This is a genomic window from Saprospiraceae bacterium (assembly GCA_016713025.1).
Lineage (GTDB): Bacteria > Bacteroidota > Bacteroidia > Chitinophagales > Saprospiraceae > OLB9.
The window spans coordinates 249,225-271,754 of the sequence record JADJPZ010000003.1; the positions used below are offsets into that span (position 1 = coordinate 249,225).

14 protein-coding genes and 1 pseudogene are annotated in these 22,530 nt (G+C 38.3%); 8 read left to right on the forward strand and 7 right to left on the reverse strand.

Features of this window, described 5'->3' with window-relative positions; genetic code table 11:
- Positions 1–50: 50 nt before the first annotated feature.
- Entirely contained in the window at positions 51–962 is a 912-nt protein-coding gene (locus IPK35_04060) for an EamA family transporter (protein ID MBK8052458.1), read from the forward strand.
- A gap of 207 nt (positions 963–1,169) precedes the next feature.
- On the opposite strand, the gene IPK35_04065 is transcribed toward IPK35_04060, so the two are convergent.
- The gene (locus IPK35_04065) at positions 1,170–5,504 is read right to left on the reverse strand and encodes a hypothetical protein (GenBank protein ID MBK8052459.1); all 4,335 of its coding nucleotides are present in this window, start codon (positions 5,502–5,504) and stop codon (positions 1,170–1,172) included.
- A gap of 536 nt (positions 5,505–6,040) precedes the next feature.
- Here IPK35_04065 and IPK35_04070 point away from each other — a divergent pair.
- The 6 genes and pseudogenes from IPK35_04070 (at position 6,041) to IPK35_04095 (ending at position 11,776) form a co-directional block, all read left to right on the forward strand.
- Positions 6,041–7,060 (forward strand): SGNH/GDSL hydrolase family protein, encoded by a 1,020-nt coding sequence (locus IPK35_04070; GenBank protein ID MBK8052460.1) that lies wholly within the window; start codon positions 6,041–6,043, stop codon positions 7,058–7,060.
- A gap of 950 nt (positions 7,061–8,010) precedes the next feature.
- On the forward strand, positions 8,011–8,415 hold the full coding sequence (locus tag IPK35_04075; GenBank protein MBK8052461.1) for a C10 family peptidase: 405 nt from the start codon (positions 8,011–8,013) through the stop codon (positions 8,413–8,415).
- A gap of 22 nt (positions 8,416–8,437) precedes the next feature.
- The gene (locus IPK35_04080; protein ID MBK8052462.1) at positions 8,438–8,902 is read left to right on the forward strand and encodes a hypothetical protein; all 465 of its coding nucleotides are present in this window, start codon (positions 8,438–8,440) and stop codon (positions 8,900–8,902) included.
- A gap of 345 nt (positions 8,903–9,247) precedes the next feature.
- On the forward strand, positions 9,248–9,934 hold the full coding sequence (locus IPK35_04085; protein ID MBK8052463.1) for a hypothetical protein: 687 nt from the start codon (positions 9,248–9,250) through the stop codon (positions 9,932–9,934).
- Positions 9,935–9,937: 3 nt separating this feature from the next.
- On the forward strand, positions 9,938–10,642 hold the full coding sequence (locus tag IPK35_04090; GenBank protein ID MBK8052464.1) for a hypothetical protein: 705 nt from the start codon (positions 9,938–9,940) through the stop codon (positions 10,640–10,642).
- A 263-nt stretch (positions 10,643–10,905) separates the two neighbouring features.
- Positions 10,906–11,776: pseudogene (locus tag IPK35_04095) on the forward strand (SGNH/GDSL hydrolase family protein).
- A 400-nt stretch (positions 11,777–12,176) separates the two neighbouring features.
- Here IPK35_04095 and IPK35_04100 read toward each other — a convergent pair.
- Together IPK35_04100 and IPK35_04105 are read right to left on the reverse strand one after the other, a co-directional pair.
- Positions 12,177–13,574 carry a GIY-YIG nuclease family protein gene (locus IPK35_04100; protein MBK8052465.1) on the reverse strand — a complete coding sequence of 466 codons (1,398 nt, stop codon included), beginning with the start codon at positions 13,572–13,574 and terminating at the stop codon, positions 12,177–12,179.
- Positions 13,575–13,708: 134 nt separating this feature from the next.
- Positions 13,709–14,455 carry a LysM peptidoglycan-binding domain-containing protein gene (locus tag IPK35_04105; GenBank protein ID MBK8052466.1) on the reverse strand — a complete coding sequence of 249 codons (747 nt, stop codon included), beginning with the start codon at positions 14,453–14,455 and terminating at the stop codon, positions 13,709–13,711.
- 307 nt (positions 14,456–14,762) lie between these two features.
- On the opposite strand from IPK35_04105, the gene kdsB reads away from it, so the two are divergent.
- Entirely contained in the window at positions 14,763–15,497 is a 735-nt protein-coding gene (kdsB, locus tag IPK35_04110) for a 3-deoxy-manno-octulosonate cytidylyltransferase (GenBank protein ID MBK8052467.1), read from the forward strand.
- Here the strand turns inward: kdsB and IPK35_04115 are convergent.
- From IPK35_04115 to IPK35_04130, 4 genes are all read right to left on the reverse strand, one after another.
- The gene (locus IPK35_04115) at positions 15,478–15,960 is read right to left on the reverse strand and encodes a cytidine deaminase (protein MBK8052468.1); all 483 of its coding nucleotides are present in this window, start codon (positions 15,958–15,960) and stop codon (positions 15,478–15,480) included. The genes kdsB and IPK35_04115 overlap by 20 nt on opposite strands.
- 75 nt (positions 15,961–16,035) lie before the next feature.
- On the reverse strand, positions 16,036–17,613 hold the full coding sequence (locus IPK35_04120; protein MBK8052469.1) for an L-serine ammonia-lyase, iron-sulfur-dependent, subunit alpha: 1,578 nt from the start codon (positions 17,611–17,613) through the stop codon (positions 16,036–16,038).
- Between the two features lie 16 nt (positions 17,614–17,629).
- Positions 17,630–19,867, reverse strand: a complete 2,238-nt coding sequence (locus IPK35_04125; protein ID MBK8052470.1) for a S9 family peptidase — start codon at positions 19,865–19,867, stop codon at positions 17,630–17,632.
- Positions 19,868–19,883: 16 nt separating this feature from the next.
- Complete coding sequence (locus IPK35_04130) at positions 19,884–22,376, reverse strand: glycoside hydrolase family 95 protein (protein MBK8052471.1); 2,493 nt, start codon at positions 22,374–22,376, stop codon at positions 19,884–19,886.
- Positions 22,377–22,530: the final 154 nt, after the last annotated feature.

A 22,530-nucleotide genomic window follows, 5' to 3' on the forward strand; every position in this document is an offset into this window, starting at 1 on the left:
TAAGAAAAATAAGGCAGCGGATACTTACTGATGCATTTAACGGATTTTCTATTGTTTTACCAAATAAGTTAAGATTAAAAGGATCGGACTTTTTAGCAATCCTTGCTTTAGGTATAGTCAGTATCGTCTGGGGTACTACATGGGTTGTCTCAAAAGAAGGTGTCAAGTATATTCCGGCACTACAGATGGCCGGATTAAGACAATTTCTTGGTGGTAGTTTATATTTATTATACTTTATTATCCGAAAATATCCCTTACCAGAAAAAAAAGACCTGTTTCCGCTTCTTGTGCTTTCTATACTCAACTTTGTTTTTAGCAATGGCTTGAGTACCTGGGGAGTGAAATACATTTCTGCCGGCCTGGGTTCGATCATCGGAGCAATTTTTCCCCTTTGGATAGTCATTATTGGCATACTTGGAGATAAAACAGCACCTCCCAACAAAGCCATCTCGGGATTGATCATTGGGTTTGCAGGGATATGTATTATTTTTTACGATCATCTGGAAGATTTTATAAATCCGGATTTTCGTTTTGGTATCATGCTATCTCTTATTGCTACCTGGACATGGGCTTTCGGTACTATATACACCAAAAGACACGCCAAGGTATTCAATCCATATTTCGGTCTTGGCTTCCAGATGACACTTTCCGGTATCATACTATCACTTGTATCTATGACAGATCCTGCTCACACTCCGATACATGAAATTCCGGAAGTCACCTGGTTGGCTATATTTTACCTTGTCATTTTTGGTTCTCTGATAGGCTTTATATGTTATCTGTATGCTTTGCAGCATCTCCCAACTGAACAAACAGCCATCTATGCATATATCAATCCAATCGTGGCCCTCATCACCGGATGGATATTCCTGGATGAGCAACTAAATCCTGTCATCATAGGAGGATGTTTAGTGACACTTTCAGGCATTTATTTAGTCAATTCCAGCTTTAAATCCGGCTAAGGGTGAGGTAGATTTCAGCTTGCTTATAATACAAGGAATTTATGATAAGTAAAGCAAAATCAATCATACTCTCTTCAAAATTTAGACCTGAAGAGAAACGTATTGGTTTATCCGGGGTACAACTGTTGGGTTGACCCAACAGTTTCCATCAACCGGAATGTATACATAGTCTGACGAAGTAAAAGTAAGTTGAACCTTTTGTGTGTTTTATTTTATTCTGATAAACTTAATACTCTGATCACCACTATGATGATGCAATCGCAATATATAAACGCCTGGTTTGATGTGGTCGTGTAATGTGATAGTGGATTCATCTTCTATAGAAATATTTCCTGAACCTACACTTTTACCATTGATATCAATGATAGAATAAGCAAGATGACGTAACACGGAAGTTGAAGTGTTTTTCACCACCAAAGTATGGTACACAAGATTGGACAATAGTCTGAAAGTAGCAAAAGACTGGCTTTGGGTTTCATATTTTTTAAGATGGATGATACTTTGTCTGTCTGCGTTATATGTTTCAGATAGTTTGTTTTTTTCAAATCCAATTTCCTTTATTTCCTGATCATGATCATCCAGGATGACAGAGAGCAATATTTCATTATTTTTGACTTGCTGCGCAACATTGCTGTAGCCGATTATACGCAGAAACTGTCCATCAGCAAATACATCACTTTCTGTAAAAAAATCGGAGATCACCTCTGGACGATGTCCAAATACAGTCTCTGCTTCAGGTATATCCAAAAACAATTGAAATCCGTCTATAAATGCATTTTCTCCAGCCCGGAGATGTAAATAAGCTTTCCCGTCCTTCTGTTCTCTTTCCCAATGTATTAAAAACTTTTTCTGTGTACGGTTTTCCACTACCTGATCTTGAAGATTTAAGGCTGAAAAGTTTACATCGCCCATCTTTATTGCTACAAAATCAGCATTAAGTACATCTCTTTGAAGTACTCCGGTTTCTATTTTACTGATATATTTATAAGGATTTTTGGGATCAGGTATACCGTTTTCTTTGTCTAAAAAGACCCATGATGTCAATCCTTTTGGAAATTTATCTGTGATGCCAAGAATGAGCTTTCTTATTTCTACCAAGTCACCTGCAGTGATAGAAGACGAGCTGTTGACATCAGCCGCAATGAATTTGTGAGGATTGTCAAATGGCTCAATATCCAATATATGCCGTTGAATTTTGATGAGATCAAAAGTGGATACTCCATCTATGGGATCCGAATTCAAAAATGGCTTTATCGTATATGCCTGACCTGGCTTGAGTTGTTCCGTCAGGTATTTTCCCGTTTGATTATTTGCTGACACAATACGTTGAGACTCCGGTGTTTCTATATTGACTTCAATATTTTGTGGTACTTTCCCATTGCTTGTAAAGATGGAACCTGCAATACTTACGGAAGTGATGACATCAGGGCAGTGGTCTGTATTGTCCTGCAATATAAGCTCGATGATACACGAATCCTGATTGCTGTTGTGATCTGTGACGGTCATAGCAAGTGGAATTTTGGCAGATTTTCCATCGGGGATATCACCACAATCAAAATACAATCCTGAACTCCTGATTTGAGGTATCCATCTTTGCGCTTTTCCGGCTTGATATTCTGTCTCATTGCTCAATACTCCTTTTCCCTTAAAAAAGTGTGACGAATGGATCATGGAAGATACAGGCACCTCGCCACGAAAGGTAAACAGTAAACTATCTTTTGAAGTACAATTATCTGAACTACCCTTATTAAAATCTTTGGCCCAAATCTCTACTGACCCTACACCCTGCATCAATGAAATCGTCAATGATGAAAGGCAATATGGCACAGGATTTTTGCAATCTTTGACAGTGATATATTGTGAACAAGTATTGAAATTGCCGCATTGGTCTTCCACCTTCCAGGTGATTTTATGTTTACCTAATGGCAGGTCTCCCTCAAAGTCATTTTTCACTCCTGTAGAGTCAATCTTTCCGTCGTTGAAAATATCAAGTTCAAACTTCCAAATCAAATCAGACACGGCCGTACAGGAATCCTTTGCACTTTGGGATACACTGACTCTACCAGTTCGACATTTGTCATCATACGAACAAACGATCGTATCCTTGCATGCTTTTAAAAATTCAGGAACATCGTGGTTGTGCAATTTTATGATCTGTATATATGGTCCCCACTTGCCTTTGAAATTGACAGGAGCAAACTGGCACCAATCGACCACAGTCCATTTCCTTATGATTTTCACACAGGCACTGTCTGCAATATAGAATGGTGTATCTTCATAGGTGGCAGCAATCTGCCCGCATGCGTCATTTGTAAATGCCGGCCTTCCCGTGATAACCGGATCAATGCCTGAATTTCTGCAACCTTGCCCAATATAATCTTTTGGCCATATCAGTTGGGATGGATCATTACCGTTAAATGGATTTGGATTTTTGACCGTGATGACTTGTTTGCAGGAATCCATCAATCCACTGCTATCTATTGCAATAAATGTTCTGATGATCGTTCCTGTATCACACTTGATATCTGCTATGAATTTATGGGAAACAGTTACTTTACAATTATCTTTAGCTAAGCCATCTTTACCGACGATGCCATTGTGGTAGTGGTTTATTACTGTTATATCTCTCACATCCGATTGCTTGGTCACTACCCTACCGTAAATGTCAAGTTTGTTTAAATCAACTGCTTCAGTACAGGAAAGAGTTAGATTGGGCGGGCAAGTAATCGTAGGTTTTAGCTTATCTTCAATGATGACTTCAACCATGCAGGTATTGTTATTCCCATAGATGTCTGTCACCTGAAGTGCTACCATCACGCGTGATCCGATTTCTTCACAGCAAAAATCCACATGATCAGCAAAAACAGTATTGAATCCGCACTTGTCCGTCATTTTTCGCACTTTAAAGGATGCTATGCCACAATTGTCTATACTGCCGTCGTCAAAGGTCTGTGCTAATGCCCTGCCGGTACCGGTTATACCAAGAGAAACTTTTGTCACCTGATCGCATGATACACTTGGTGCTATCTTATCTTCTACGATGATGACCGTCCTGCAAGATGCTGTATTTCCGCATGTATCAATAGCCACATTGTTTAAATAAAAAACTCCTACAGGCAGATTGGAAAGGTGATGTTTACCTGCCAGAAATAATATGTGTTGCTGAAGATTATTTCCAATAGTATCTTTCAAAGTATAATGTAAAGAAAATTTATTGCAATCGGTACCTTTAATCAATTCCGGAATGATGGTCTGTGTAGATGAACAACTGTAAACTCCTGTCTGAATTCTTAGTGAATCCACACATTCGATGACAGGTGGCTTGGTATCTGAGACCATGATGATCTGGTTTTTCGTAATGCTTTCAGACGTGCACCAGTCTATCACAAACCATGATCTCGCAATCTTAAAAGTACTGCCACAGAGATCAAATCTGACATCCGTCATCTTGAACTGCAGGTGAGTACAAAATCCAATGCCAGGTATACCTGTAGTATCCGGTGAAGGATGACCATTGGGCAAAACCGGAAAACTCTGACCACACTCCAATGCAGGTCTCTCTTTATTGTCGTAATGCGGTGGAAAAGTGACAGCCGACAATGGTACTCTTTTGACTACAATTCTTTGATCACAAGTGGACACATTACCTTTTGCATCTGTGGCTTTCCACTTTCTGATGACTGTTCTGTCTGCGTCACCGACACAATTGGCCTTAAAAATTTCTTCAGTATAATCCAATGTCACATTACTACAGGCATCCCATCCTGCGATGACATATCGGTTACCCACTGATGAAACAATAGCTGAGCCAGCAGGTATGGGAAGACCAACGCTCTCAGGCGTGATTGATTTTGTACATGGGATGGTATCATTTCGGCAAACGAACAAAGGCGGAAAGTAATCTTCCACCTTAAATTTTCCCCAACAGATATTGGGCGTACATTGATGACCCAATCTGTAGGTGATTTCTCTGTCTATATGATCTCTTGTGAGTGTATTGTTGGGTATGATTTTACCTGAAGCATCATACAGTGTCACGATATAATGGCTCAAAGGTGGTGCAGGGTTGGGCTGAAGCATGGCTGCTGTGACTACCTGGATACAGTTTTCATTGAGTGATATATTGATATTGCTGGCACAAAACAGCGGTGGTGCAGATTGTAAGGTGATGCGGACTGGTGCAGGAGTAGGACCAGTGTCTGGTACTAAGAGCAACTCAAATTGCCGATTTATATTTCTGTCAGCATTGCCAGGAACATATACAATATTGTTGAATTTTGCATGCGAAAACCTGACTGTTGTCAAGTTTCCAGGCTGAAAAAAACCATCGCCTATCCTAACCCAAAGCCCATCACTCACTTCACCTTCGATACTCGCATTGAGTATATTTAATGTCAAAGATTGATTGATACAAATAGTAGTATCACGCCCTGCATTGACAGTGATACCCATAGCTGTGGATGCACTATCATACCAATATAGTGACCCAAAAGCCATCGCTGTGGACAATACAAGTGAAAATATGTATCCTTTGGTACTCAACTAAATATTATGTTTTTATGCAACGTATTAATAATTAAAATATAATTCAATACATATTATAAATATTTATAATACAATAATTATACCAAAGTAGACAGATGATGGTGAGTGTGCCCGGTTTGGTGGGCTATTAATGCAATAATTTATTATCCTACTATTGAATTTCAGATTCGTGAAATTCAGGATCGCAGATGCCATGCGCGACAATCTGAGTAAAGATACTTCTGATATTAAGTTCACAAGATGGTCGAAGTTTGCAGCTTCGGTCCCATACATCAAGCATTTGCAATGCGTTGAATATCATTGTCTTTTTGATTATGTTATTGCAACTTATATTGAATCACAGATTCTTAAGATATAGGATCGCAGATGCAATCTGTGGCCACCAGACTGGTGTAGTAGCTATATGATACAAATCATTCTCTAAACTGAACCTGATGGTCGAAGTTTGAAACTTCGATCCCATATATTAAGCATTTACAATGCGTTGATTGTAAGCAAAATACTAAAATTGCGTATTGCAATATTCATCTGTGATGCACTATTTTTCTTTTGCCAATGACTCATCGTTTCATAACTGTTGTTACCTTTGTCATGTTGATACATTTTTTGAAGAGAAACACCCTGCATTGAAAAATATATTCTTTATTATACTTTATTTGATCGGACTTCATTTACCAATAAATGCTCAGGATGGATATAAAATACCTGACAAGGTTAAAAAAATACTTTTTCTTGGCAATAGTATAACATATGGAGGTCAATATGTGGCTTACATTGAGACAATGCTGACATTACATCATTCAGATGTACGGTATGAATTTATCAACGCAGGTTTGCCAAGTGAAACTGTTTCCGGATTGTCAGAAAAAAACCATGCAGGTGGCAAGTTTGAGCGACCTGACTTACATGACCGACTGAGCAAAGTGTTGATGCTTACAGATCCGGATCTGGTGATAGCATGTTATGGTATGAATGATGGAATTTATTTGCCTTTTGATGATCGTCGATTTAAAAAATTCAAATCAGGTATCATCCGGCTGCACGATCAAATTACAAAAACCGGGGCTTCTATCATCTTTTTGACACCACCTGTGTATGATGTACGTAAGAATGTGGCTTACTCTAATGTACTCGATTTATACTCTGATTGGCTTATTAGCAAAAGATATACTTCCAAGTGGGATGTTGTCGATCTCCATTGGCCCATAAAAAAATATCTTGAAGATCGACGAGCTAATGAGTCTGGTTTTGCCCTGACACCGGATGGTATCCATCCTGATGATACAGGACACTGGCTTATGGCCAGGGAAGTTTTATTGTATCTGGGAGTAAAAAACGTAGCACAAACAGATGACATCAGTACTTTGCTGCCACTTTACAAAAATGGACAGACTATTTATCAACTTATTTCACAAAAGATGAACATAACCAAAGATGCATGGTTGACAGCCGCAGGACACAAAAGACCCGAAATGAACAAAGGTATCCCCCTCGCTGATGCCAAAAAAAAGGCATATGAAATAGAACTCCAGATCAGGGATTTGCTGAAATAATAAGCCCATCGTTTTGATCTACCACAAAGAAGATGATTAATTCTACTTTGTCACCTTCAAAAATCAAAGTCAATTACACTTTCATCAAAATGTAATAGGCACGGTATATGTATTGGTTATTTTGGGTCACAACTGTCGGGTTAACCCAACAGTTTCCAATCAACCAGAAAGTCTGGGAAATTAAAAAAGTTGTGATGCGCTATTTTCCCTGGCCACTTGCTCATTGATTCATAACTGTTGTTAACTTTGTTAAAATTTTTCTTGTATTTTGATAGTGGTGTATGTTTGAATAAAAAAATTCATAAAATACTGGATCGCAGATGCAATCTGCGACCGTCGGAGCTTCCGAAATAATATCATATCTATACGATACAAATCATACACTTAAATGCTTCAGGTCATCACCTGAAGGATATATATCGTTTAACTTTGTACTACAAAGAAATCAAAGTCATCAATGTGAAGAGATTACATTTGAGCAAAAGAAGTTGACTTGGATCCGTACCTAAAAAAGTTGCACCCGTTGTTGAATTAAGAGTATGTTTAAATTTTTATGTTTGAGCGAAAGTGAGAAAATTTAATTTTGGACAAGATGAGTAAGTGGTCTCGTCATGGACGAGAATCGAGTAAAAAATTTTACTCGATAACGAAGGAACTGCGAACTACGGCTCGCAGCGAATACTGAATCTAGCAGGAAGCTCAAGCATAGCTTGATGCGGTACGGCGAAAAATATAACGCTGGCTAAAATAAAATTTGCCACTTGGAGCCAAATGATAAAAGTTTAAACATACTCTAAGTTTGAAAAATCGCAGGATAAGTATGTACTATACTTGCCGATGATAAAAATTATGTTGTCATCAGGTAGAGAAGAAAAGTCTCCTCCGCCAAAGATGACAGCTATCAAAAGTGGGCATTCCCACGACGGTAGTTGGTAGATATTGGGTGTAGTGTGGACATGGATTATGGCTGCGATGGTTCTAGTGCATCAGGAAGCAGTATACCACAATCATTCATAAATGCATTTGGATATAGCTCAGCAAGCAGAACAAGTTATGGATCAGGTAGTTACCAAACAGTAGTCGCCAATATTAATGCGGGTAAACCTGTGATTTTGGAAGGATGCAGAACTCGAAGTAGAAATTTCCCATGGCTTTGGTATACTTACTCCAACTGCCACGCATGGGTTTGCGATGGATATAGACAATCATCAAATAATTGTTACGGATATTTACACTTTTATATGAATTGGGGTTGGAATGGCTGGGGAGATGGTTGGTTTGGGTTCAATGATTGGAGTAGCCCTAATGGTACTTATCAATATGCACAAGACTTTACACATAATATTAATCCATAATTTCAAAATAAAATAAATTAAAATGAAAACAAGTATTTTAATAACAGCTATATTTTTCTTACTTGGGTGTTCAAAACATAGTACTTCAGAAAATGTAGATGTAATAATACGAATATTAGTTGAAGACAAAGAAGCCAGATCACTGTTAGATCCTGCGCACAAAAATTACATTGATGTGAGCAAAGTAAGAGTCTATTATTTGATAAATGGTCAAAAAAAGTATCAATATGAACCTAACTGGAGTTGCCCGTCTCATTTTTGTGCGATATCTGATGATGGAAAAAGATATGTAAAGCTTTCGCCCAATATATCTATTACTGAGGACTTTCCAATTACTTATATTGAATGGTCAGAAAATGAAACTGATAAAATAAAATGTCATTTTAATAGAACAGAGAATTCTGTTGTATGTGATAAAGTTTGGTTTAATCAGGAATTAGTTTATCCAAATGATACTAAAGATAGAATTTTCAAAATTATTAAATAATCCGAGAGGCATACGGACCTATTGATTGTCGGAGTACCGCTAAAGTCGGTATTAAAAATTGAAGAAGCGATACATATTATATGAATTTTCAATTCCATAGCTTACTTAGTTAAGGAATATTTTGGCATTTGTGACAACGAATTGCAAACTGAGTCAAGCTTTAGCATGATTCGTAAAGAATAGGATTGAAGGCACACAACTTGTGACGATATAGCGTTACTTCGACTATCGGGGACAATTGTACTCATTGACCTCCATTGCGTCCGAAGGACAATTGAACTAATTGACCTGCATTGAACGATTAGTAACAGTAATAATAATTATAATAATGTTATACTCCTAAATATGAAATATCTAATCTTCATCATTTTTCTCTATTTTTTAACATCTTCACATTACCTGATATGTCAATCTTTCACATTCCATGGTGGCATAAAACCCAATAATCTCTTGGGCACCCACTTTTCAGTAAAAGGTGATTTGATAAAAAAACAAAAATGGATTTATTCGATCAACTACAGTTTTGTAAAGTATAAGGATATGTTTTCACATCCGCGAAATCTTCAGCCTAACTTTCATATTGAAAATGAGAGAGATCAAACATTCATATATTTTCCTCAATTGCGCAGAGGAAATATTATCCAGATGAACGACCGTGATTTCAGGCCCAGAAGTTTGATTCACCGGTTCAGCTTGTTTGCAGGATATGAATTGTTCAATTCAAAAGACTTTGCAGTTAAAACCTGTTTAGGTCCTCACTATAGCACCAGCCGAACTATCATGTACTACAATGCTTACAACTTTGCTGAGGTAATTGTAAACAAAGGAGATGTGATTAAAGTAATCCCTTATCATGACTTTCAAATATTCAGAACTTGGGATATTGGCCTTGGTGTAAGAATCGATACAGAATATAAGGTTTTTAAGAATGTTTTTCTGGGCATCAGTGGCCAAATGTACTTTGATGTAATTGGGGAAGGTATAGATTTGATTGTGGGTGGAGGTTTATCGTATCATTTTAATATTGAATAGGTTATGAAAGAATTATTGAATATAAAAGGTGCAATAGTAATTTCAATCTTACTACACTTTGGCTATACAATCCACAGTCAGTCATATATAAACGTCAGTGGAAACTTTAATTATTGGAAACACACAGAATTATTTGGCCCCGGCATAGGTTTTGGCTATAGTTATAAGCATAAAAGATTTACTTATTCTATCAATTATGATTTTGGCTATGGTACTATCAATAGATTTAAAAAAATAACTGGAATTAATTATGATCAATGGAGTACTGTCTTTATTAAACAAGATCAAGGCAAATGGAATGATTATCTAATTTTAGGAGGAATTACAAATGTAGTAAATGTAAGTTCCGATTATGGAAAACAACATCAAGTTTCCTTACAATTAAATTACCCAATAATTCAGCATAATGATTTGGAATTTAGTATTAATTCCGGTATCTATTCAGCTGTCGTCGAGCAGTTTTATACTTTTACTGTTGTTCCTATCCACAATATTCTGTTGCCTACTACTTACTCAGGTCCATTAAATTACATTCCATCTACATTACAAAAAATATTTACCTATGGCTTAAATATAGGCCTATCGGTCAATAAATCCTCTGGTTCTAAAATATGGTCTCCATATATTATGGGAGGTATCGGACCTAATCAAGGTTCCTATATTAGTTTGGGTTTAAAGTTGAGTACTATGTTAAGGAAAAAATCATGATGCAGAAGCAGGTCATATACCTATAAATCAGTTAACTGCCGATTTTTTAGATTGGTTCTTTAATTAACACAAGATGGTCGAAGTTTGCAACTTCGATCCCATACATTAAGCATTTGCAATGCGTTGATTGTAAACAAGATACAAAAATAGATCATCTCCCCATCCGTCTGTGATGCACACTTTTCTTTACGATAGCCTCATCGTTTCATAACTGTTGTTACCTTTGTCATGTTGATACATTTTTTGAAGAGAAACACCCTGCATTGAAAAATATATTCTTTATTATACTTTATTGGATCGGACTTCATTTACCAATAAATGCTCAGGATGGATATAAAATACCTGACAAGGTTAAAAAAATACTTTTTCTTGGCAATAGTATAACATATGGAGGTCAATATGTGGCTTACATTGAGACAATGCTGACATTACATCATTCAGATGTTCAATATGAATTTATCAACGCAGGTTTGCCCAGTGAAACTGTTTCAGGATTGACAGAAAAAAACCATGCAGGAGGCAAGTTTGAGCGACCTGACTTACATCACCGACTGAGCAAAGTGTTGATGCTAACAGAGCCGGATCTGGTGATAGCATGTTATGGTATGAATGATGGAATTTATTTGCCTTTTGATGATCGTCGATTTAAAAAATTCAAATCAGGTATCATCCGGCTGCACGATCAAATTACAAAAACCGGGGCTTCTATCATCTTTTTGACACCACCTGTGTATGATGTACGTAAGAATGTGGCTTACTCTAATGTACTCGATTTATACTCTGATTGGCTTATTAGCAAAAGATATACTTCCAAGTGGGATGTTGTCGATCTCCATTGGCCCATAAAAAAATATCTTGAAGATCGACGAGCTAATGAGTCTGGTTTTGCCCTGGCACCGGATGGTATCCATCCTGATGATACAGGACACTGGCTTATGGCAAGGGAAGTTTTATTGTATCTGGGAGTAAAAAACGTAGCACAAACAGATGACATCAGTACTTTGCTGCCACTTTACAAAAATGGACAGACTATTTATCAACTTATTTCACAAAAGATGAACATAACCAAAGATGCATGGTTGACAGCAGCAGGACACAAAAGACCCGAAATGAACAAAGGTATCCCCTCGCTGATGCCAAAAAAAGGCATATGAAATAGAACTCCAGATCAGGGATTTGCTGAAATAATAAGCCCATCGTTTTGATCTACCACAAAGAAGATGATTAATTCTACTTTGTCACCTTCAAAAATCAAAGTCAATTACACTTTCATCAAAATGTAATAGGCACGGTATATGTTTTGGTTATTTTGGGTCACAACTGTCGGGTTAACCCAACAGTTTCCAATCAACCAGAAAGTCTGGGAAATTAAAAAAGTTGTGATGCGCTATTTTCCCTGGCCACTTGCTCATTGATTCATAACTGTTGTTAACTTTGTTAAAATTTTTCTTGTATTTTGATAGTGGTGTATGTTTATAAAAAAATTCATAAAATACTGGATCGCAGATGCAATCTGCGGCCAACAATCCTCACTTCAAAACTTCAACACCTTTGCACCTTCATGCCTCTCCAACCACGTCATGATGATCTGATTGCACTCAGGATTGGGGTTCAGGTATTTGATAGACTCTTTGAGTTCTTCTACGCCGAGGCGAATGTCTCCGGAAGGAATAAAGCCAAAACCCAGATAATGTCCATCTTCGATAAGTACCAATCCACACTCTTCGTTGTCTCTGCCTTCGGTGATGATAAAAAAATTACCATCAAAAGACTTTTTTAGCTTTTCTACAGCCAATTCGGCCCTTAGATTGTATTCTTCAGAAGGTTCTTTCTGCTGGCAGGCACCACTGCAGGCACCAGTCTGATAATAAAAACAACCACCTTCAGGCTCATACAGCCCTGTCAGCCCCGAACACAAACCCATCAACTCCGTAACTCCGTAAAGGCTGCCTCTGGCGCCCGCTTTAGAGCTATAGTGGTTTAATATACTTTTATCCTTTCTGGACTTTACACTCGATTTATCCCACCCAAATCTGATATATCCCTGACTGTCAGTGTAATGATGGACAAAATAAGGATAGTCCTTGCTCCGTTGTGCTTTATTGATCTCGGGCTGCAACATCTTTATTTCATGGGACTCCAGTAGCATGGCGATGAGTTCTGATCCGGTGAGTTCATAAGTCATGTCGGCTACTTTGGCTATAAATTTGTCCGTTTTGGAATCAATGTTTCCGAAATGCTGATGAATCCTTTTCCTGATGTTGATGCTTTTGCCAATATATATGACATTGCCATAAGTATTGTAAAAATAATATACACCTGCTGTTTCGGGCAATTGATTGATACGGTCATATGAAATGTCCTGCGGAAGATGCGATGCCCTGATGCCTGCGGAAATCATCCTGTCAGCCCGGGATTTACCTTCTTCATTGCTAAGTGCCCGTGACAAAATATCCACCGTGGCCATAGCATCATCCATGGCCCTGTGGCGATTTTCGACAGTGATACCAAAATGCCTGATGAGATTGCCCAAGCTATAAGATCTCAACCCGGGAAATGATTTCCTGCTCAACACGACTGTACAAAGCTGCCTTCTGGTAAAGGTAAATCCCAATGAAGAAAACTCTTCTCTCAGAAAACTGTAATCAAATCTGACATTGTGGGCCACAAAAATGGCTCCTTCGGTCATCTCCACGATCTTTCTCGCTATTTCATAAAACTTCGGAGCATGCTCTACCATATCATCTGTAATGCCTGTGATCCTTGTGATTTCGTAAGGAATGGATCGCTCCGGATTGATCAGAGACTCAAATCTGTCTATGATCTGCTCCCCGTCAAATAAAACAATTGCAATTTCGGTAATTCTGTCCCGTCGAGCCATACCACCCGTGGTCTCGATATCCACCACAGCATACAGTTTTTTATTCTTCATGGCATAATTTACCAAAAGCAAAATGATTACATCCTTATCAACTGAAAAATTGTCGGATTGTTTTTATGTGGTGTTAGGTAGTATGTATTAGGTGATAGCTAAGAAGGTTTAGACTAAAGGCTAAAAGCTAAAGACTAAAGTCCAATATCAATTTTATCAGTGGCTTTCTCATACTTGATATTGACCATATATCGGGTATCGAGTATTCTCAGATCTTTTACTGCTGCCGGGCTGAGGATGATCTGGACATCATCTTTATATGTATCTCCAGGAATTTTTCCAATGACTTTAACTTTGATGTGGCTTTTCATCATGGGGTTGTAGATATCTATGAAAGAGCCCGATTTTGCTTCATTATGAAGTGCAAAATAACCATCATGTGCTTGTGATGACTTATCCCACCACCCTATCACATCGGATACATAATATTTGACTGCAGGATTTGTTTTATCAGACACCAAAGTGTCGGGCTTAAAAATTAAAATATTCTGCTTTTTTAGTTCATCTGCTACTGCAGGTGCAGGATCTGTTTTTTTGATCCGAGTCTCTTTGATCTTCGTTTTGTCTGAAGGTTTTATTATTTCAGGAAGCATGTACCATCCTATCAGCAGTTTTTCTCCCGAATAAATACTACTTTCTTTTTTATTATTGATGGCCAATAAAACTTTCAGGTCTAAATCAAAATATTGATGGCACACTTTAAATGCTGTATCCCCTTTTTTAGCAGTATAAAATACAGGGACAAAAGTTTTTTTACCGGAAAGTTTACCTTTGTCTTGTGTGATCAAATTTTGTTGAAAAGGTATTTTTACAATCCTGCCGTCATTGATCGGTTGAGTGGGATTCAATTTATTGATTGCATAAATTTTTTCAGCTTTCAATTGAAAAACTTCGGCAAGATTGTAAATACTAATACCTTTACTAAAAGGGTGTCTATAAAAAATATCATTCCCAGGGAGAACGTCTACGACGAACTCTGCACTGGAAAAAGAAATGAGGTTGTCAGTTTTTTTTTGCGATGAAACAACGGAAACCACAGCTAGAATTAAAAAAACTGTACTTTTACACTTTGATAAATAATGCAATTTAAATCGGTTCATCGGGTAATCATTGTTAAATGACGGGACAAATATATTAATTATTTTTATAATATGTATTTTTTATAATTTTTTTATGAAAATTTCAATTATCATTCCTTCAAGACTAGGTTCGACCCGTCTTCCGGAAAAACCACTGGCCGATATCATGGGCCGGAGTCTGATCATGCGGGTCTACGATCAGGCATCAGCTGCAAGGCTTGCTCATGAAGTCATTATTGCTACTGATCATCAAAAAATTACAGATCATGTGCATGAGCATCATGGACGTGTGATCATGACTTCACCGCATCACCAGTCTGGTACTGACAGGATTGCTGAAGTAGCGCGGTCACTGGACAGCAATATCATCATCAACCTTCAGGGAGACGAACCACTGATCAATCCTACCCAAATAGATGAGCTGATTGATAAAATGATACAACAGGACATCTCTATCGGGACACAATGTTCAGAAATACTATATGAAGACGAACTATTTGATTATAATGTCGTCAAGGTAGTGAGGGATATACATGATAAAGTGCTCTATTTCAGCAGGCAAGCGATTCCGGCAGATCGCGATCTTCCATATCGGGAATGGTTTGGTAAAACAAAATACTACAGACACATAGGTATGTATGCATTCAGAAGAGAAGTATTGATTCAATTGACATCATTGCCGCAGTCTACATATGAAAAAGCAGAATCTCTTGAGCAACTCAGGTGGATGCAGCATGGATATCCTATATATTGTTTTGAAACCAAACACAGATCAATTGGTGTTGATACTCAGGATGACCTGGACCTTGTCCGGGATTTGGTGCTTAAAGGAATGTTCCGTTAAAACCCAAAGGCAGCAGATCTTCTACAGATCTTACCTCATATATCTCAGGGCTGTCTGACTTTAGCAAAATTCTTATGGGTTGTTGGTGTCGGAATTCAAATTCTGAAATCACTTGTCTGCAAGCGCCGCATGGTGATACAGGTTTGTCGATCGTCATATTCTGATTTTTAATTGTAATGGCCAGTGATTCGACCGGTTGAGCGGGTTTATACACAGCAGCATTGTACAGTGCTACTCTTTCTCCACACATACAAAGTGGGTATGAAGCATTCTCCTGATTGGAACCTTCATAGATACTCCCGTCATTCAATCTGACTGCTGCGCCGACATGAAATCTGGAATATGGGGCATACGCAAATTCAAGCTGTCTGATTGCCATTAACATTAACTCCCGGTCAGCTTCAGCCAATTCATCCATTGAATCGTAAATCTTAAATTGAAACTGATTATCTACTATTTTCATGCTGAAAAAAATATTGGAAATAGTATAGTTCAAAAACTGCACCAAAAAATTAAGAGTGCAACTTTTTTACTACCATTAACAACTCTTAAAAAAACTCACCTCCATTTCTGCCAGTTTCACTTCTATGGCTTTGGCAGCGGGTGTAACACATAAACCACCGAGATTGGTGCATCTCAAAGTATGGTGGATTTGATCACCGACAGCCTTCATTGTATCAATCACCTGATCTAAAGGCACCAAATGTTCATAATTGGCAAGTGCCATATTTGCACATGTCAAGGCATTGGAAGCTGCCATGACATTTCTTCCAAGACAAGGGGCTTCGACCCGATTTCCAATGGGATCACATATTATACCCAAAGAATTTTGAAGCGCTAATGAAGATGCTGCTATGCATTGGGTAAAAGTACCGCCTTGCATCTGCACAATAGCAGCTGCTGCCATACCACCTCCGGAACCTGTTTCTGCCATACATCCGCCTACTTCGGCAGCAAAAGTAGCATGAGCTGCAATAAATACACCTATCAATCCGGCGGAGAGCATGGCTTTTACCAATTCATCTTCCGGCAACTGAAGGGAATCTGCCACAGCAATGAGCGCGCCTGGCAAAGCACCGCAACTACCGGCAGTGGGAGCCGCTACAATCACACCCATACTACTTTTTACTTCCATAATAGCTGTTACATACATGACAATTCGATTGATCAGATCTCCTCCGGCCAGCTTACCTTCTTTGTATCTCATATTAAAATTTGGTGATTGGCTGCCAAGTATACGATCATCATAATGAGTCCCCGCCAAGCCAGTTTGTACTGCTTGTTTCATTATGCGCACAATAGTTCTCATTTTTTCAAATACTTCATCTGCCGTGATGTTTCCCCTTGCTTTTTCATAGTCTATAGCCAACTGCCAGAGAGGTAAATTTTTATCACTGTTATAATCCATCATCTGCTCACAAGTGGTAAAGGGTACCTTCAGGTTTTTCCTGGCCATCACCGGTAAAACAGGATTCAATTGTTTGATGTATTGAACTCCTTTCATCAGGCTGATTTCGTTTATTAGCCCGGGATGAAGAAATGACTGAGACTTTATTTCAACAAACGATATGTCACCCTTTCGGTATGAAATATCATCATACGAAATGGATGCTTTTAAAAATGTTATGATATCTTCAGCATGGTCACAATAAATGAGTGTCTCGAAATAATCACCTGCCATAGAGACCTGCACACCGTCTATAACAATAACTTCTATCATGCCGCCTCCAGTAGATATGGCAGTTATTACTCTTGTTTCTTTTGCATTGGACAATGTAACTTTGTATAAATTAGGATGGCCATTTCCTATATCTACAATATTTATAACAACATTAATTCCACTTTCGCTGATATATTTTTCAGAATCAGGCAGTCTCTCATCATGCGCTTCCCAACCAAGAAATCCTCCAAACAACCCCATGTCTGATCCCTGACTCTTATGGGTTGTAGCCAGAGAGCCTTCAGGGTCAAACTCAATGAGTATGTCCTGAATACTTTCATCCATCAGATCTCTGCATAAACGGGCTATACGCAAAGAAGCTGCACAATGGGAACTGGAAGGACCTCTCATGACAGGACCTATGACATCATTGAAAATACTTGGATAAGTGCTCATGCTTTTAAATTTTAATTTATAAATTGTTTTTCCAATACTGTTCCATAGTTCTTCTTAAGTGAAGTGTTGTATTTGCTCTCTGATTGATACCATGGTCTCTCATAGGGTAAGACATCATGCTGAATAATTTATTATGTTTTATCAATTCATTTACGAGCATTTCAAAATTTTGATAATGCACATTATCATCTGCTGTACCATGCATAATCAAGAGATTGCCATTTAGTTTTTTTACATGTGTGATGGGCGAGCCCTCCCTGTAACCATCCACATTGTCTTTAGGTAATCCCATGTATCTTTCCTGATATATATTGTCATAGAGGGTTTGATGAGCAACAAATGCAATGGCAATAGCATTTTTAAATACATCGCCATGTCTGAAAATACAATGCAGGGACATCTGACCACCTCCACTCCAGCCCCAGATGCCGGTACGACTACCATCAATAAAGGGAAACATCGCCATTATTTTTTTGGCTGAAGCTGCCTGGTCATCTGCAGCAAGCAGTCCTATCTGCCGGTAAATACATTTTCTGAATTCCCGACCTCTTGGCACCCGAGTTCCACGATTATCTATACTGATGATAATCGTATTCAATTCGTTGGAAAGATACTGATGCCAGAGATTATCACCCGTGCCCCAGTTGTCCTGTACGGTGGATCCTGCCGGCTCTCCATATACATGAAAAATGACCGGATATTTTTTTTGGACATCAAAACTCTTTGGTTTTATCATCCATGCATCCAGTACTACGTCACCTAAATCCACTTTAAAAAATTCTTTATTCCGTAATTTCAATCCATCAATTCTACTTTTTAAACCGGCATTGTCTTCAAGTAATTTTATTTCAGTATGAGTGGTAAGATTGATAAGTGAAATGCGTCGCGGTGTTGTGGAATTTTCAAAACTATGTATTGCATATCTTGCATCGCCGGAAATCTGGTAAGTATGCTGGCCAAGCATGCTTGAAGGAGACACTTTTTCTGCCTCTCCGCTGCCATCCAAACGGCTGCGATAAAGGTACCGCTGTGTAAAATTTTCCGGGGAAGCAATATAATAAACATATCCTCCTTCAGGATCTATGCAGTTGATGTTTACCACATCAAAATTTCCTTTTGTGATGAGCTGTATTTTTTGTCCGTTTCTCGATACTTTATACAAATGTAACCAACCATCCTTTTCACTTGTCCAGGTAAATGATGAGGTTTTATCCAGCCACACTGTATTATCATGAACATCCAAAAAAGCATCATCTTTGTCAGTCAGAATGTTTTTTAAATCCATAGTTTTTGTATCACCAACCCAAACTGAGTTGGTATTCTGCAAACGGTTGAGTTGTTGTATCATCACTTCATCAGAATCGGGAATGTAATCCATCCGGGCCAGATAATTATTTCGTGGATCACCAGGCACTTTAAACCATTTTGTTTTTCCTCCGACCGCTGGGATCACACCCACCTTCACTGCTGAATTGGTAGTCCCCACTTTGGGATAAGGTAATGGAATCGGAACTGAATAATTAGAATCTACATTATTGATCATGTAAAAAGTACCTACTCCTTTTGTATCCGATTGCCAGTACGCAATATTTTTCCCGTCGGGGCTCCAGCGAAAACCATCTCTGCAATCCAACTCTTCCTCATAAACCCAGTCAAATGTGCCATTTATTATGTTGCCGCCACCATCTTTTGTCAGTTGAGTAATTTTTCCGGTTGCAATATCTTCTACATAAATATTCATCTTGCTTACGTAAGCCACCCTTCCGCCATCCGGAGAGAATTTGGCAAACATCAGTGTGGCTTCTTCCAGTCCTCTCCCAAGTTGTCTTAATTTTCCAGTATTGAGGTTCAATACCCAATAATCACCCCTTGTATTATACCGCCAAACTTTGCGGGTGTTGGTAAATATCAACAATTGATTATTATCTCCTGACCAGGCGTAATCATCAATGCTCAAGGGTTGAGTTGCACTTGTATTTGGAAGTAATTGTTTTGCATTCACTAAAACTGATCTTATTCCGTTAGTTACATCATAACTAACAATATCAGTTCCTTTGGTGGCAGGATTAAATTCAAGTGTTGAATAGCTTTTGTTATCTTTCATCCAGCGAAGTTGTCCTATGCCTTTTGCACGGTACAGCCCATTTGTATAAATATCTTCTAAGGTAAGATTTTTATTTTGGGCAATGATACAGGCGCCAAATAAACCTGTAGATACAAAAAAAGCAGTAATTACAAATTTAAAATATGTCATATTTTTTTTTAAAATTTCACTTTGAAAATCGAACTTGATACATATCCCCTTTTATGGAATTAAATTCTGCATGACCATGTTTCGAAATCTGAAAATTTACTTTTTTCCCATTTAAGCTAATTTTCATTCCGGGTCGGTATTCAAGAGAGCATTTTCCACCCATTTTGGATAATATATCAATATTGGTAACCATTTTATTTTTCCAGGCATAGTCCAGTTCAAAAGCTCCTCTTGCACATACTCCCTTAAAATCTCCTTCACTCCATTCATCCGGCAAAGCAGGCAATAATTTGATCACACCTTCATGAGATTGCATCAGCATTTCAGTGATTGCCGCAGTGACGCCGAAACTTCCATCCACCTGCAAAGATTTAAAGCACAATGCAAATAAAGATGCTGTACATTGATCTTTGAGATAGCCTTTATAAATTTTATTTGCCCTGTTTCCATCATTGAGTCGTGCCCATAATGCCATTTTCCAGGCTCTTGAAAAACCCGTCGACGCATCACCTCTTTCCTCCAAAACTTTTTTATAAGCTTCAATCAACGCAGGTGTTCGTTTTTCTACCAGCACAATTCCGGGATACAATCCATACATGTGAGAAAAATGTCTGTGGTTTTTTTCCAAAGATTTCCAATCGTCTGCCCATTCCTGAAGTGATCCATCCCGTCCTATTTGTGGTGGTACTAATTTTTCACGCGCTGATTTTACCTGTTGAACAAAAGTATCCCTTTTACCTAGAATTTCTGCAGCGTTAAGATAATACCCAAAGAGATCATACAATATCTGCATATCCATAGATGCTCCTGCGCAGATAGTGGTTCCTTCCCTGAAACTTGCTGTCACTTCATCAAAATAAGGTTTGTTGCCACCACCATCAGGAAAATTTTCAGGAGAGGTAGAAGGATTGGTTACCAACCATTTTCCATTGGGATGCGGTACTAAAAAATCCATAAAAAACTGAACTGAACCCTCTATCAAAGGAAATGCTTCTTTGAGAAAATTGTGATCAAGGGTGTATAGATAGTGCTCCCACAGATGTGTGCAGAGCCACGCTCCGCCAACTGTAAACGTGCCCCATGTTGGCCCATCCATGGGTGCTGCTACCCGAAATAAATCCGTGTTTTGGTGAAACACCCAACCCCGGGCTCCATAATGTTCCTTAGCAACCTGTGCTCCCTGTTCACTTAGCTCCCTCACCATTCTGATCAAAGGTTCAGCACATTCTGACAGATTGCCACTTTCCACAGGCCAATAATTCATCTCTGTATTGATATTAGTAGTGTATTTTGAATCCCAGGATGGATTCATGTCATTGTTCCATATGCCCTGTAAATTAGCTGGTTGTGTGCCGGGTCTGGATGACCCAATCATCAGATAACGGCCAAATTGATAACTTAAGGCTGCCAGAGAAGGATCAGCAACCGTTTGTATTTTTTGAATTCTTTCTGGAGTGGGTAAAAAGGAATTTGAAGTAACAGGCAACTCCAATTTAACTCTGTTAAAATACTGCTGATAATCTGTAACTGCCGACTCTAATATTTCCTGATAGGTCCTTTGTTCTAATTTGAAAAAAACATCATCCACCCGTTGATGCTGATCTGCACTTACATCTTTATAATTTACAAAATTTGTAGCTGCTGCAAAATACAAGGTTACTGCATTTGCATTTTCAATAATTAAGTCAACACCATTCGTTTTCATGGTACCACCTTCAGGTACAGCTTTTATTCTTGCTTCATATCTGATTTTCCCTTCCACACCCAAATAATCCGTTGACTTGCCGGTCAGCACCAATCCATCATTGCTGTAAGGATTCATTTGGAAATAATCTGTTCCGTAATTTGAGTGGGCCTGATTTCTCTCTCCACGCAGGTTGGCCTTAAAAGAAATTTTTCCGGGCTTGTCAGCAGTTAAACGAACCACTATGACCTGGTCAGGAGCGGAAGCAAAAACCGCTCTTTGATAAGTAACGTTATCCGCAGAGTACGAAATACCCGAAATACCATCTTCCAGGTTTAGCCATCTTTTGTAATGAGAGACGCTGTCCTGGTTTTTAAAAAATAAATGGAGATTTGCAAGACTTTGATATTTCATCTGCTCAACGGGATAGCCCATTAGGTTTCTGCCAAATAAATTATGGGCATCGAGATATTTTTTTTCAAATACAAGTTTCTGAATTTCAGGCAATACTTTGTAACCTCCTTTGACAACGGACATGTATGGCCCGCCGGACCAGTAGGTTTCCTCATTCAATTGGATTCGTTCTTCTCCCTTATTTCCAAAGATCATTGCTCCCAGACGGCCATTGCCAACAGGTAGTGCTTCGTCCCATTTTTTGGCGGAAAGTTCATACCAAAGCAATGTAGAAGGGTTAAAAGTTTTAGCAACTATGTTCTCAGGAATATTCGATTGTTGTGCAAAAATATGAGAGCTAACCAGAAGAAAACCTGATGAAAGTAAAAAAGTAAAATATTTGAAAAAACGAATTATCAGTAATCTATTCATTTTCTTTGCTTGACAGGGTATGTACAATATGTTTGTAAAATTATTGAAATTATTCAATTTCTTAAGATGGCCATTCTTAGAGAAACAAATATAGAAATTCATTCCCATTATTCAGGTATCATCCGGTAAACATGTAAAAAAATCAGCGTAATTT

Bases quoted from the DNA above. Each gene is read 5' to 3' on its own strand.
- IPK35_04080 (MBK8052462.1), top strand. From the start codon at position 8,438: ATGAAAACAAGTATTTTAATAACAGCTATATTTTTCTTACTTGGGTGT.
- IPK35_04130 (MBK8052471.1), bottom strand. From the start codon at position 22,376: ATGAATAGATTACTGATAATTCGTTTTTTCAAATATTTTACTTTTTTA.
- IPK35_04100 (MBK8052465.1), bottom strand. From the start codon at position 13,574: ATGAAGAATAAAAAACTGTATGCTGTGGTGGATATCGAGACCACGGGT.
- IPK35_04115 (MBK8052468.1), bottom strand. From the start codon at position 15,960: ATGAAAATAGTAGATAATCAGTTTCAATTTAAGATTTACGATTCAATG.
- IPK35_04090 (MBK8052464.1), top strand. From the start codon at position 9,938: ATGAAAGAATTATTGAATATAAAAGGTGCAATAGTAATTTCAATCTTA.
- IPK35_04125 (MBK8052470.1), bottom strand. From the start codon at position 19,867: ATGACATATTTTAAATTTGTAATTACTGCTTTTTTTGTATCTACAGGT.
- IPK35_04120 (MBK8052469.1), bottom strand. From the start codon at position 17,613: ATGAGCACTTATCCAAGTATTTTCAATGATGTCATAGGTCCTGTCATG.
- IPK35_04070 (MBK8052460.1), top strand. From the start codon at position 6,041: ATGCACTATTTTTCTTTTGCCAATGACTCATCGTTTCATAACTGTTGT.
- IPK35_04085 (MBK8052463.1), top strand. From the start codon at position 9,248: ATGAAATATCTAATCTTCATCATTTTTCTCTATTTTTTAACATCTTCA.